Raw genomic sequence first — 13,667 nt, forward strand, 5'->3', positions numbered from 1 at the left:
CGAAGCGAGATGTCGGGGACTGACAAGAGCAAAGCGGGGCTTTCCCTCGACGGTCCCATCGTGATCCTGGTCGAGCCGCAACTGGGCGAAAACATCGGCATGGCCGCGCGCGCCATGGGCAATTTTGCGCTTGGCGCCTTGCGCATCGTCAACCCCCGCGACGGCTGGCCCAACATCGCCGCCCAGCGCGCCGCGGCCGGGGCCGACTATATTCTGGATAAGGTCGAATTGTTCGACACGGTCGGTGAGGCCGTTGCCGATCTCGACCTGCTGTTCGCCACCACCGCGCGCCCTCACGACCAGGCCAAGCCGGTGGTGGGACCGGAAGCCGCAGCTAGCGAGATTTCCGGGCACGTCGCGGCGGGCGGCAAGGCCGGTATCCTGTTCGGCCGGGAGCGCTGGGGCCTGACCAACGAGGAGGTCGGGCTTGCCAACCGCATCATCACCTTCCCGGTCAATCCGGGCTTTGCCTCGCTCAACCTCGCCCAGGCGGTGCTGCTGGTCGGCTACGAATGGTTCAAGCGTGCAACCTCCGGCGAGCTGCCGCACAGCATGCCCGAGCGCTCCGAGCGTGCCTCGCAGCACCAGATGCAGGCCTTCTTCGACAATCTCATCCGCGAACTCGACCGGGTCGAGTTTCTGCGCCCGGCCGAGAAGCGCGACACCATGCTGGTCAATCTGCGCAACATCTTCACCCGGATGGAGCCGACCAAGCAGGACATGCACACCCTCCATGGGGTGGTGATGGCGATCGCGGAAGGCCGCAAGGGCCCGGCCAAGGGTGGCGTGCTCGACGGCGAGCAGGCCACGCGGCTGCGCGCGCTGCTGGCCGAGCACGGGCAGGGCGGCGGGGTGCCCGACAGCGGCTCCACCGTGCGCGGCCTCGCACGCCTGCTCCGCCGCAACCCGACCGATGCCGAGCGCCTGCTCTGGCAGGCGCTCACACGCGATCGCCGCTTCGCAGGAGGGTTCAAGCGCCAGACCCCGGTGGGCCGACACATCCCGGACTTCGTCTCGTTCCCACACCGGATCGCGATCGAGCTGGTGAACGCGGGTGAGGGCGAGACCATCGCCGCTGACCGCGCATCACGGCGGGCGTGGCTCGAGGCGCGCGATTATCGCGTGATCGAAATGCGGGCGGCGGATATCGAGCGGGATATCGAGACGGAGCTGGTGCGACTGCAGGGGATGATCGAGCAGGGCGTGTAGATTTCGTCGGGAAACAGAGCGAATTGTCGCTCTCGCTCACCTTGGCCGATCAGCGCCGGTTCAGCGCTGAAAGACAACCTTGCCGCCGACCAGGGTCAGGTCCACCTTGATGTCCTTGATCTGCTCCTCCGGCACGGCCGCGAAGTCGGCGGAGAGCACCACGATGTCCGCCAGCTTTCCGGGCTCAATGGTCCCTTTGCGGGCTTCATCGAAGTTGTAGCGCGAAGCCGCGCTGCTGTAGAGCCGTAGGGCCTGCTCGCGCGTAATAGCTTCTGCCGAGCCGTAGATGTTTCCGTTGGGATCCTTCCTGGTCACCATGATGTACATGTTGAGGAAGGGGTTGATCGGGTTGACCGGAAAATCCGTCCCGGCGCCGAGGCTGTTGAGTCCCATTTTTTCGATCAACGTCCTGGTCGGCACGGCGCGGTCAGCGGTCGCTTTCCCGAGAAATCGTTCGACGGTCGCTCCCTTATCCCACATGAAAACGTTCTGGAAATCGATGCGGACTCCTAGTCTTTGCGCACGCTCCATCTGTTCTGGCCGGATCAGGCTGGCGTGGATGAGGACGAAGCGACGGTCGCGGATCGATTTTTCTTTATCCGCTGCCTCGAAGGCATCGAGCACCTGGTCAACACCCAGGTCGCCCACGACGTGGACTCCGACACGCCAGTCATAACGGTTGCAGACGGATATGAGTTGCTTCAGCCGCTCAGGTGTCTGCTGCGTGATGCCGTGATAGTTGTCGTGTGAATCGGGGTAAACGTCACGCATGAGGGCCGTCTTCAGCGTCATGCCGCCGTCGTAAAAGATCTTGATGCCGGCGAACTTGAGCCAATCGTCACCGAACCCTGATGAGGCCCCATTGCCTGACATGATCGCTTCCCATGCGGTCAGATCGGCGGGGGGCTCCGGTCGAAACATCACGCCGGTGCGCAAAGTGGCTTTCCCGGCTGCGACAAGCTTCTGCAGCGTTCGGACATCGCGTGGCTCTGTTGCGCCTTCGATCACACTGGTGATGCCAAAGCTGTTCAGCACACCTTCGGCAATGGTGAATTGCCGCATTTCGTCGTCTTCTGTCCAAGGTGGTACGGCCTTCTCGACCCGATCGATCGCCGTCTCCACGAGCACGCCAGTCAATTCACCGGCTGCGTCGCGTTCAAACTTTCCACCACTCGGATCCGCGGTGGTCTTGTCGACACCGACCACTTGTAGAGCCATGGTGTTCGCCATCGAGAAATGCCCGACGGTGCGAAGATAGACCGGGTTGTTCGGAGCAACGCTATCGATCTCGTGCCTCGTGAGATAGCGCTTCTCGGCCAATTGTGAGGGCGGATGCCACGCGCCACCTACAATCCACTCACCCGGCTTCTTCTTGGTGGCGAATGATTTGATGGCCTCGAGCGCGTCCGCGACGGTCTTGGCTCGGCCAAGGCTTACGACATAGTCGCCCAGACCAGCGGCCTTGAAGTGAGCGTGTGTATCGATCAATCCGGGGATGACGGTCTTGCCGGACACGTCGAGCACGCGGGTCCGGGCGTCTGCAAGCGCCTTGATCGAAGCACTGGTTCCGGTCGCGGTGATCTTTCCATCCGCGACGGCGACTGCCTCCGTGACGGTCGATCGGTCGTCTAAGGTCAGAACCTTGCCATTAACGAGGACGAGGTCAGGCGCATTAAGCTCCGGCTGCTGTGCCTCGGCATTTGCGACGCCAGCGACGAACATGCCCGTAGCAAGGATTGCAAATGCCTTTAACTTGCGGACCATCGCGTACCCTCTTGGATCTTTTTTGCTTGGCGACAGCTGCAAGAGTATCTTTGATTAAACGTGGGTTCAACGCTTCTCGACGCTTGGCAGCGTCGCACGGATGGCAAAGTGGAGTGCTCCCGTGGTTAGCTGGAAAGCTGGCCGTCCCGGTACCGGGCGCCCATGTCCCCTCTACGAAGAGCGCCCAAGCTGCACATCGCGGTCGACTGCGATCCATGTCGTTCGGGCCACCGCCAACAACTTCCCGGCTTCATCGTGGAGCGCTGCCTCGGCCGTGCGTTTGCGGCCGTCGCGGCCGATGGGCCAGGCGGTGATGATGCAGCGCTCTCCGGGGCGTGGGCGGACTTCGATCCGCGCCGACATCCGCCCCAGCAGCAGCGGTGCCTTGTCGAAGCTGCCGCTCTGTTGATCGCAGTTGCAGGCGAAGCCGGTGGGGCAATCGAGGGCCGACCAGAGAAATTCAGGGGCGATCAGGCCGTCCTCGGCGGTCAGATTCTGATCCGGGGTCCAGCTCGCCGCGAGAACGGCCTTCTGCGCATGACCTGCAAGCGATCCGGCGAAGATGCGCAGGCCGTCTCCCTTCGCTCTTGCGGGACCGCAGACGAAGCAGGTCGGCAGCGGATGCTCGGGCGGCTTGACCGGGGTCAGCAATTCGGCGGCGCAGGCTTCCTCTAAGCTGGCTTTTTCAAAGCGCGAAAGCTCGACATTTGCCGCTCGCCCGGTCGCGACGATGTTACCACCATCGCGAAGCTCCCATGTGCCGTCGTCGGTTGCGATCGCATCGAGCGGCGTGTCCAGGGGAGGCGGTGCGCGCAGCGTCACCTCCGCACCCCCGGGAATGTGGCGGGCGAGCCGGCCGCAGACATAGCCGCCGTTGCCGGAGTTCGGAGGGCCGCAAAAGCGCTTGTCGATGATGATCTGTGTCATCGGTCGCTCTCTCCAGCGTGGCCGGCTTACCTTACCTGACCTTGAGGACAATTCGTCCCTGAACCGTTCGGCTGGCCACGGCGCGCATGGCTTCTCCGGCCTCCTCCAAACGAAGGACGCGGTCGATATGCGGGCGGATTTTCCCGTCCGCCAGCAATTGCATCAGCGTGGCGTTCATACGCGCGGCTTCTGCGGAAAATTTTTCCGCCCAGGCGCCGACGAAGACGCCGAGGATGGAATAGTTCTTCAGCAGCGGCAGGTTCATCGGGAGCTGTGGAATTTCGCCGCTGGTGAAGCCGATCGGCATCAGCCGTCCGCCCCATTTCATCAGCCGTGCCATCTGCTCGAAGATCGCGCCGCCGATATTGTCGAAGCCGATGTCGATGCCTTCTCCCGACGTGATCGACTTGATGCGGTCGCGCAGATCCTCGCAGCGATAGTTGACGATGTCGCCAGCCCCGTAACGGCGAACCAGGGCGGCCTTGTCATCGGAGCCGATACCGGCGACGACGCGCAGGCCGAGATGGCGGCCAAGATCGACCGCGGCAAGGCCAACTCCGCCGGCTGAACCGGTGACGAACAGCGTTTCGCCGCGCTGCGCCCGGGCCCGCTCGACCAGGGCGTAATAGGCCGTGCCGTAATTGTGCAGGACCGTCGCCGCTGCCTCGAACGCGACGCCTTCCGGCAGACGCACGCACTTTGAGTCCTTCGCTATCATCCGTTCGGCGTAGCCGCCGGTCCAGGCGCTGCACGCCACGCGGTCGCCGGGAGCGAATGCCGTGACCTCATCGCCGACCGCGACGACGACACCGGATGCTTCCGTGCCGGGCACGAAGGGCGTCGGCGGCCGCATCTGGTAGAGGCCCGAGACCACCAACTGGTCCATGAAACTGACCGAGGCCGCATGGACGTCGATCAGAATCTCGTCGCCGGCCGGCTTCGGCTCGTCGATCTCGCCGAGACGCAAATCGCCGGGTCCGGTGAACGAGCTGCATAGAACTGCTCTCATCGCGTCACTCCAACGGATTGTCTATATTCGGCAGGTTCTCTCAACGGCGTCGCATATCCCGCGACGAGCTTGACGAAATCCGCCTGTCGCGCGGCACCCGTTTTTTCAAACAGGCGACGGACATGCGTCTTGATCGTCGTATTGGCGACGCCGAGCGCCGCCGCCACCTCGGGAACGCCGCCGAGTTCGACGATCGCGAGCATCACACGCAGTTCGGCTGGCGTCAGCTTGAACGCCTTGCCGATCACTTCGGAACGAGGCGGTATCGTCAGTGCCGCCCTGCGGACAAACAGCGCTGCGACGGCGCTGTAGGCGACGCCCCCACGTCGGCGTGTGCCGGAGGCCAACGGCAGAGCATGGGCGACGTGGCGCTGCCCATCCCGGCCGATCATCGGCACCGCAATTCCGTCGGCGCCGAGGAACGCGTTTTCCTGACCGGCGGCTGCGAAAAAATGCTGCAGGGTCCGGTTGACCGTCGGATCGCAGGCCGCGAGGTGCCCGCGGATCTCGAACAGGATGTCGCGCGCTTCGATCATGTCATGCCCGGCAGTATTGGCGTGAATGAGACGCGCCGCCGCGTCGACGAGACAAAGACCGACGTCAAGCCCATCGAGCGTATCGGCAAACGTGGCGGCCTCAGCCGACATCCGGGGGACAGGTGACATTGCACTCATCGGGGTGCACCAGCGGGGCGAGGGGGCTGGCGCTCGTCCGTCGCGCGGCGCGTGAAGAGACGGGGCAGGAGCATCGGAACGCGGCGGCGATATTGCTGATAGGTCATGCCGAACTCGGCGATCAGATCCCGCTCCTCGAACTGCAGGGCGAGCAGGATGTAGGCCGTGTTCGCGATCGCAAACAGCAGATGGCCGGCGGTCATCTCGGGCGTCGCCCAGAACGCGAGCAGGAAACCCAGCATGATTGGATGCCGCACGATCTTGTAGAGCAGCGGTGTCCTGAAGGATTGACCTGATATCTCGGCCCCGCGCAGCGCGGCGAAAGCCTGTCGCAGGCCGAACAGATCGAAATGGTCGATCATGTGGGTCGCGGCAAACGCGATCAGCCAGCCGAGCCAATGGAGGCCGATCAGCAACCAGGCCGCAATGCCGCTGGTCTGCCAGATCGGTGCCGGGATCGGACGCCACTGCCAGAACAGCAGCAGCAGGATCAGGCTGGAGAGCAGCACGTAGGTGCTGCGCTGGCAGGCGAGGGGCAGGAATTGTCCCCACCATCGCTTGAAGCCCGGGCGTGCCATGACGCTGTGCTGGATTGCAAACAGGCTCATCAGCAGCAGGTCGACGACGATGGCCCCGCCTAGATTCGCAGGACCGCCGACGTCGATCGGCAGATCGATCGACTTATCGATCGACTTGGGCACGACATAATTGCCGACGAAACCGAGCGCGTAGAGAAACGAAACCGTGAATACGGCATAGCTGACGAGAGCGTAGAGCAGGATTGCGAGGCGTGCGAACATGGTTTTTCCTATTGTGCCTGATACAGCAGTGCCGCATGCAGGAGCGCGAACCGCTCGCTGGCGGTCAGGCTCGATCTGGCCCGACTCATATCGGCGGACCGTCCCCTGCGCGTCCCCCCGGGGGACGCCGCGAGGGGAGAGAGGATCTCCATGACCGCCTTTTTGCTGGGAGCGTTCGGGTTCCCCGAGGTCCATGCCGACGACCGCACGATCAAGCTGGCTTTACGCAAGGGTCTTGCGCTGCTGATCTATCTCGGGGAGGCCAACGGCGCGGTCGCGCGGGACGTCCTTGCGACGCTGCTGTGGCCCGAGACGTCCCGCGAGACGAGTCTCGCGCGATTGCGACGGCTGCTTCATCGCATCGAGCCTGCGCTTGGCCAGTCGATCTTCGAGACCGACCGCAGCAGCGTGCGATGGTCTCCGGAGATTGAGCTAAATGTGGATACGCATCAGTTCGAGAGCGCCTGCAATCGCGGCGCCTTCGAGGAAGCCTGCCTGATGTATCGGGGAGATTTCCTGGCGGGCTTCGCCCTGGACGACTGCCCCGAATTCGACGACTGGGCGTTCTTTCGGCGGGAGGCGCTACGGGGGCGGCTGATGCACGCGCTGGAGCGTCTCGTGCAGGACAAGAATGCAGCCGGCGACCATTTTGCCGCAACGGTGCATGCGGGACGCCTGGTCGAGCTCGATCCGCTCAGCGAGGTCTATGGCCGGCATCTGCTCCGCAGCCTTTTGCTGGCCGGCGACCGGAGCGCGGCCGAACGGCATCATGCGGCCCTGACGCAACGGCTGCGGGACGAGCTTGGGGTAGCGCCGGAAGCCGAGACCGAGGCGCTCATGGACCCCGGCGCGGCCTCGTCGCTCGCCGACGTTCCGACGACGCGCTACGTCAAGGGCGCCGGTGTGCATCTGGCGTATCAGACCTATGGAAGCGGTCCGCTCGATATCCTGGTCATGCCCGGCTTCGTCTCGCATGTGGAGCGCGCGTGGGAGCATCCCGCGAGCCGGGCGTTTCTGGCCTCGTTGATGAAGTTGGGGCGGCTGATCGTGTTCGATCGTCGCGGCATCGGGTTGTCCGACCGGGTTGGATCGGCGCCTGATATCGACGTCACCGCGGAGGATATCGGCACCGTGCTACGGGCCGTGGATGGACGCCGTGTCGTGCTGTTCGGCGCATCCGAGTGCGGGCCGGCCTGCATCAAATTTGCGGTCGATCAGCCGCGTCTTGTGGCCGGGCTCATTCTGTTCGGTGCACTGGCCAAGGGCTGCTGGTCGCAGGACTATCCGCACGCGTTGCGCGCCAGCCAGTACGACGCCTGGAGCAAGCACCTCATCGCGCAATGGGGCGGTCCGGTGGGGATTGAAACCTTCGCGCCCAGCCTTGCCGGCGATCCCCAGGCCCGCGCCTGGTGGGCGGGGCTGTTGCGCGCGGCCTCCAGTCCCGGCGGCATCTCGGCAGTGCTCGAGGCGTTTCGCGACGCCGACGTGCGGCAGCTTTTGCCGCAGATCGCCATGCCGACATTGGTGCTGCATCGTCGGAACGACAAGGCCGTACGGATCGCGGCCGGCCGCGATGTGGCGAGCCGGATCAAAGGTGCGCAATTCGTCGAGCTCGACGGCCATGATCACTGGTTCTTCGCAGGCGATCAGCAGCCGGTGCTCGATGCGATCAGGCGGTTCATTGATGCACTACCGAGGGAGCGGCTGCGAGTGCTGTAGCCCGGATGAGCGCAGCGACATCCGGGGATGGTCGTCCCGCATGTCGCTGCGCTCATGCGGGCTACGGGATGGGAGCGATCACACCGCCTCGAGCTGATCCGCCGCGCGCTTCTTCTTTGCCTTCCACTGGCCGAGCAGGGGGCCTGCCGTCAGCGCCGCCGTATCCGCCACGCCCGGATCGCGCGAGACCATCGCGGCGACGATCGCGCCGTCGATCAACAGGCCGAGCTGGTGCGCGAGCACGAGGGGCTCGTTCGATCCGAGTTCGCCGGCGAGCTTCTCGATATGTCCGAGCACGATCTTCTTGTGCTTCATCGCGATGTTGCGGAACTGCTTGGCGTCCTTGTCATGCTCGCCGACCGCGTTGATGAAGGGGCAGCCGTAGAAGCGCTCTTCCGCGAACCAGCTCTTCAGGGCCGGGAAGATGCGCGTGAGTTTGGCTTGCGCGTCGCCGCCGCCTTCCTCCATGGCGCCGATGAACCATTCGCGCCACTGCTTGCCCTCGCTCTCCAGCACCGCGTTGACCAGATTGGTCTTGGAGCCGAACAATTTATAGAGCGTGGTCTTCGCGGTGCCGGCTTCCGCGATGATCGCATCGATGCCGGTGGCGTTGATGCCGTTCTTGCAGAACAGATGCGTCGCCGCGTTGAGCAGGCGCCCGCGCGCGGACTCGTCGTCGCTGGTGCCGCCGTGCGGCGACGGAGACTTCTGCTTAGACGTCTTGTTCAGTGAGGGCTTGTTCAGTGAAAGCTTGGCCATAAGCCAAACTTACCCGCAGCCGCGCCGCATCAGCAAGCCGCATCTGTTCCGCGCTGAAAAGATTCGCAAGGCAAAGCCCATCTGCATCGCCTTTGAGCAAGCGAGGGGTGATCAATCCGCAGGCAGCGTTCGCTAAGAGGCTCCAATACTTCGCCTTTTGATTTTGGCCGGCTCTGGCACGCTCCATGCAAGGAAACAGACCGTTCGGTATCCTTCCGATATCCATTTCTGCCAGGGAGAAAATGATGACTGCCGTCGTTCAGAAGACAGTGCTGACGGGTTGCCTCGCGCCCATCGACAAGAATGGCCTCGAGCAACTGATCGCCAACGGCAAGGCCAATCCGAAGGTCATCAAGACCTTGAAGTGCAAGACAGTCGCGGAGGGAAAATTCCGCCACGCCAACTACATCCGCAATTTGCCGCCCTACATTGTCGACGAGCCGCCCGGTCTGCTCGGCGACGACACCGCGCCCAATCCGTCCGAGGCCTCGCTCGCCGCGCTCGGCTCCTGCCTCGCCGTCGGCCTGCACGCCAACGCCGTGCATCGCGGCTGGATCGTCAACAAGCTCGAACTCGAGCTCGAGGGCGATCTCAACATCACCGCGGTCTGGGGCACCGGCGACATGTCGGACAAGCCGGTCGGCTTCACCGACGTGCGCGTCAAGGTCGACATGGAATGTGAGGGGATCTCGCCGGACGAGATCAATGCGCTGGTCGCCCATGTGAAGCAATGGTCGCCGGTCGCCAACACCTTCACCCGCCCGGTCAATCTTGAGGTCGGCATCTCGTAGACGGCAACAGGACAAGGTGCGGGAGACGATCATGGGTTCACTGGCTTTATCACGGGCCGAAGTTTTGGATCAGCCCGCACCGTCCATTGCAGGTGAGGTGGCGCGGATTGCGCGGGAGCAGCTCGCGCCGCTCGCAGCCGGCATCGATGCCGGCACGGTCTATCCGGCCGAGGTGCTGCGCAAGTTCGGCGAGGTCGGCGCCTGGGGCAGTCACGTGCCGCACGAAGGGCCTGCTGATCTGCGCTGTGCCATCCAGGCGATGGCGGCAATCGGCGAGGTCTGCGGCAGCACCGCCTTCATGGCGTGGTGCCAGAACACGCTGGTCTGGTACGCCGCCAACTCGACCAACATGAAGCTGGCAAAGCGCTTCGGCGATGCGTTCTCGACCGGCCGCGTGCTCGGCGGCACCGGGCTCTCCAATCCGATGAAGAGCTTTTTCGGCATCGAGAAGCTGAAATTGAAGGGGCGCAAGGTCGAGGGCGGCTACATCGTGCGCGGCGCGCTGCCCTGGGTCTCCAATCTCGGCCCCGGTCATTACTTCGGCACCATCTTCGAGCGCGAGGACGATCAGGGCACTGTCATGTTCCTGGCCGATTGCTCGGACCCCGCGATCACGCTGACGCCATGCAAGCCGTTCCTTGCCATGGACGGCACCGGCACTTACGGCGTGCAGTTCCGCGACGTCTTCGTGCCTGATGAGCTGATCCTCGCCGACCCCGCCGCGCCTTTCGTGAAGAAGATCCGCGCCGGCTTCATCCTGCTGCAGGCCGGCATGGCGCTCGGCGTCATCAGGGACTGCATCAACATCATGGACGAGGTCGATAATCCCCTCGGCCACATCAACCGCTATTTGCCGCAACAGCCGGTGCACTTCCGCGATCTCGCCGCCGAACTCGAGACCGAGACCATGGCGTTGGCGCGCGATCCCTACAATGAGGAGGAGACCTACTGGCGCAAGGTGATCGCGCTCAGGCTTCGCGCCGGCGAGGCCAGCGTCGCGGCGGCGCATGCGGCGATGCTGCATTGTGGCGCGCGCGGCTACCTCAAGTCCCACCGCGCGCAGCGCCGCCTGCGCGAGGCCTATTTCGTCGCCATCGTCACGCCTGCCACCAAGCAGCTGCGAAAGATGCTCGCCGATTCCTGAGCTTTACGAGTCCACCCACCATCTAACCTCAACGGAGAGGCTGCCAATGACGGACGTTCTGATCTCTGCCAGCGAACTTGCCGATCTCTTGAAGACCGAGCCCTGTGTCGTGATCGACACCCGCAACCCCGACGCCTATGGCGCCGGGCACCTTCCCAACTCCGTCAACGTGCATGAGATATTCACGTTTCTTGCGACCTCGACGCCGGAAGGTATCAGCGAGCTGAAGACCAAGTTCGCCGACGCCTTCGGCGCGGCGGGCCTGTCCGGCAAGGAGACGGCCGTGATCTACGAGCAGTCGATGAACTCCGGCTTTGGCCAGTCCTGCCGTGGCTACTACCTGCTCACCATGCTCGGCTATCCCAAGATCAAGGTGCTGCATGGCGGCTTCGATGCCTGGGCGGCCGCAGGTCTTCCGGTGACGAAGGATGTGTCGGCGCCGGCGAAGGCGTCGTTCGGAATCGTGCCTGAAGCAGGCGATATCCTGATCGACGCCAAGACCATGCTGGCGGCGGTGGGCAAGCCCGGCGTCGCCATTCTCGACGTGCGCGACGTCGACGAATGGATCGGCGACAGCTCGTCGCCCTACGGCAAGGATTTCTGCCCGCGCAAGGGCCGCATCCCCGGTGCGGTGTGGCTGGAATGGTATCGCATGATGAAGCCGACCGCCGAGGGCCCGCGCTTCAAGTCCAAGGACGAGATTCTGGCGGAATGCGCCACTGTCGGCATCTCGCCGTCCACGCCGGTCTATCTCTACTGCTTCAAGGGGGCGCGCGCCTCGAACACGTTCCTGGCGCTCAAGAACGCCGGCGTGAAGGATGTGCGGATGTATTTCGGCTCCTGGAACGAATGGTCGCGCGATCCGTCGCTGCCGATCGAGCAGGGATTGCCGATTGCATCGGAGGTCACGACCAAGGCGGCGTGATCGCCGCTAACCGCCGGCCCGCGGACGGGGCGCGATCCCCAGCGCCTTGATCCGCGAGGCCAGCGTGGTCGGCTTGATATCCAGCATCTCGGCCGCACCACCGGGGCCGAACACTTTTCCGGCGCAGCCCTCGAGCGCGGCCAGGATGTTGGCGCGCTCGTGGTCGCGCATTTCGGATGACGTCATCACAGCGGGCCGCGCGTCAGCCTTCTGCCGCGAGGCGCCAGCTGGGGCCTGCGGACCTGAGGAGTCGGGCAGATCAATCCGCAAACGGCCGTTCTGCGACAGGATCGCAGCGCGCTCGATCACGTTCTGCAATTCGCGGACATTGCCGGGCCAGTCGTAACGGGTCAGCCGCCGCGCATCGCCTTCCGACAAGCGCAGATTCGATTTCAGCGCCTTGCTCTCGCGGGTCAGAAAATGCTGGGCGAGCAGCGGAATGTCCTCGCGCCGTTCGCGCAGGGGCACCGTCTCGATCGGAAACACGTTGAGCCGGAAATAGAGGTCCTCGCGAAAACGGCCGCGCTGCACCTCCTGCTTGAGGTCGCGGTTGGTCGCGGCGATGACGCGGACGTCGACCGCGCGGGTGCGCTCCTGGCCAACGCGCTCGAAATTGCCCTCCTGCAACACGCGCAGCAGCTTGCCTTGCAATTCGAGCGGTATCTCGCCGACCTCGTCGAGGAACAGCGTGCCGCCATCGGCGAGCTCGAACCGGCCGATGCGGTCGCGCGTCGCGCCGGTGAAGGCGCCGCGGACATGGCCGAAGAATTCGCTCTCGAACAATTCGCGCGGGATCGCGGCGCAGTTGACGCGGATCAGCGGCCGGTCGCTGCGGATGGAGTCCTCGTGGATGGCGCGTGCGATCAGCTCCTTGCCGGTGCCGGACTCGCCGGTGATCATCACCGCGGCCGTGGTCGGCGCCACCAGCTTGACCTGGCGCAGCGTCTTCTGAATCGCCTCGCTTCCACCGATGATGCCGCGCGGATTGGTCTCGATGCGGATTTCTTCCTGGAGGTAGGCGTTTTCGAGCTCGAGCCGTTCGCGGAGGCGGTCGACCTCGGCGAGCGCGGCGTGCAGCTTCTCGTCGGCCTCGCGGCGCTGGCTGACGTCGCGAAACACCACGACGGCACCGACCACCACGCCGCGGTCGCGGATCGGCGTGGAGGTGTATTCGACCCAGGCCGGCGAGCCGTCCTTGCGCCAGAACACCTCGCCGTCGACCTGGTGCACGGCGCCGTCGCGGAACGCCGCGTAGATCGGGCAGTCATGGTTGTGATAGTGCCGCCCGTCATGGTGGGTGTGGTGCATGATGGGATGGATTTCCTTGCCGACCAGCTCCTCGGCAGTCCAGCCCAGCATCCGCTCGGCGGCTGGGTTCACGAAGGTGGTCTTGCCCTCGGCGTTGACGCCGTAAATGCCTTCTCCGGCGGCGCGCAGGATCAGCTGGTTCTCGCGCTCGATGTCCTGGAACACACGCTCGACCCGCTGCCAGGTCGAGATGCCGCTGCGCATATGATCTTCCGCGGCGGCATCGACATTGCGGCGGCGGCGCGCTTCGAGATCGGTCAGGGTGAGCTGGACCAGCGTGCGCCCGTCATGGGGCAGGACGCAGCCGGCATATTCGAGCCGAAGATCTTGCCCGGTGGCATGGCGTGGGTTGAGCGCCGTGGTCCAGTAGGCGCCCCTGTGCAGCACGGCCTGGGTGAACACGGTCAGCGCCGGAAGCTCGCCGGCATGTAGCGTGCTCGCCCTGGTCTGGCGCAGCAGCGCGCGGTCGTAGCCGAGCAGAGCGCAGGCGGCGGGATTGGCATCGATGATCTGGTCGCCGAAGGGGTCGACCAGCAGCGTCGCCTCGACCGAGGATTCGAAGGCTGCGACGCGCGGATCGATGCTCAGGGCCACATCGTCGTGGGCGAGTATTGGCGTCGTTGCCATTACGAAATCTC

12 protein-coding genes are annotated in these 13,667 nt (G+C 64.4%); 5 read left to right on the forward strand and 7 right to left on the reverse strand.

Going from position 1 to position 13,667, the window contains the following annotated elements:
* Window positions 1-9: 9 nt before the first annotated feature.
* A complete protein-coding gene (locus C7G41_RS21745; RefSeq protein ID WP_106944449.1) occupies window positions 10-1,209 on the forward strand; it encodes a TrmJ/YjtD family RNA methyltransferase in 1,200 nt (399 codons plus the stop codon).
* Between the two features lie 60 nt (window positions 1,210-1,269).
* Here C7G41_RS21745 and C7G41_RS21750 read toward each other — a convergent pair whose 3' ends face one another.
* The 5 genes from C7G41_RS21750 to mddA form a co-directional block, all read right to left on the reverse strand.
* Window positions 1,270-2,973 (reverse strand): amidohydrolase, encoded by a 1,704-nt coding sequence (locus C7G41_RS21750; protein ID WP_106944450.1) that lies wholly within the window; start codon window positions 2,971-2,973, stop codon window positions 1,270-1,272.
* A gap of 171 nt (window positions 2,974-3,144) precedes the next feature.
* Window positions 3,145-3,900: a PaaI family thioesterase gene (locus C7G41_RS21755; RefSeq protein WP_106944451.1), complete on the reverse strand. Its 756-nt coding sequence runs from the start codon at window positions 3,898-3,900 to the stop codon at window positions 3,145-3,147.
* A 31-nt stretch (window positions 3,901-3,931) separates the two neighbouring features.
* On the reverse strand, window positions 3,932-4,909 hold the full coding sequence (locus C7G41_RS21760) for an NADPH:quinone oxidoreductase family protein (protein ID WP_106944452.1): 978 nt from the start codon (window positions 4,907-4,909) through the stop codon (window positions 3,932-3,934).
* Window positions 4,906-5,445: a LuxR C-terminal-related transcriptional regulator gene (locus C7G41_RS21765; protein ID WP_245446613.1), complete on the reverse strand. Its 540-nt coding sequence runs from the start codon at window positions 5,443-5,445 to the stop codon at window positions 4,906-4,908. Before C7G41_RS21765 ends, C7G41_RS21760 begins: the two co-directional genes overlap by 4 nt.
* Before the next feature lie 134 nt (window positions 5,446-5,579).
* Complete coding sequence (gene mddA / locus C7G41_RS21770; RefSeq protein ID WP_106944454.1) at window positions 5,580-6,383, reverse strand: methanethiol S-methyltransferase; 804 nt, start codon at window positions 6,381-6,383, stop codon at window positions 5,580-5,582.
* Between the two features lie 150 nt (window positions 6,384-6,533).
* Between mddA and C7G41_RS21775 the strand changes: the two genes are divergently transcribed.
* Entirely contained in the window at window positions 6,534-8,102 is a 1,569-nt protein-coding gene (locus C7G41_RS21775; protein WP_106944455.1) for an alpha/beta fold hydrolase, read from the forward strand.
* Between the two features lie 78 nt (window positions 8,103-8,180).
* Here C7G41_RS21775 and C7G41_RS21780 read toward each other — a convergent pair whose 3' ends face one another.
* Entirely contained in the window at window positions 8,181-8,861 is a 681-nt protein-coding gene (locus C7G41_RS21780; RefSeq protein WP_199198525.1) for a TetR/AcrR family transcriptional regulator, read from the reverse strand.
* Window positions 8,862-9,106: 245 nt separating this feature from the next.
* Between C7G41_RS21780 and C7G41_RS21785 the strand changes: the two genes are divergently transcribed.
* From C7G41_RS21785 to C7G41_RS21795, 3 genes are read left to right on the forward strand one after another with little or no spacing between them, the layout of a single operon-like run.
* Entirely contained in the window at window positions 9,107-9,652 is a 546-nt protein-coding gene (locus C7G41_RS21785; RefSeq protein WP_106944456.1) for an OsmC family protein, read from the forward strand.
* Between the two features lie 31 nt (window positions 9,653-9,683).
* Entirely contained in the window at window positions 9,684-10,796 is a 1,113-nt protein-coding gene (locus C7G41_RS21790; RefSeq protein ID WP_199198526.1) for an acyl-CoA dehydrogenase family protein, read from the forward strand.
* Window positions 10,797-10,842: 46 nt separating this feature from the next.
* A complete protein-coding gene (locus C7G41_RS21795; protein ID WP_106944458.1) occupies window positions 10,843-11,721 on the forward strand; it encodes a sulfurtransferase in 879 nt (292 codons plus the stop codon).
* Window positions 11,722-11,727: 6 nt separating this feature from the next.
* Here C7G41_RS21795 and C7G41_RS21800 read toward each other — a convergent pair whose 3' ends face one another.
* Window positions 11,728-13,656, reverse strand: a complete 1,929-nt coding sequence (locus tag C7G41_RS21800) for a sigma 54-interacting transcriptional regulator (protein WP_106944459.1) — start codon at window positions 13,654-13,656, stop codon at window positions 11,728-11,730.
* Between the last annotated feature and the right edge of the window lie 11 nt (window positions 13,657-13,667).

It is taken from the genome of Bradyrhizobium sp. MOS002 (genome assembly GCF_003020115.1).
GTDB lineage: Bacteria > Pseudomonadota > Alphaproteobacteria > Rhizobiales > Xanthobacteraceae > Bradyrhizobium.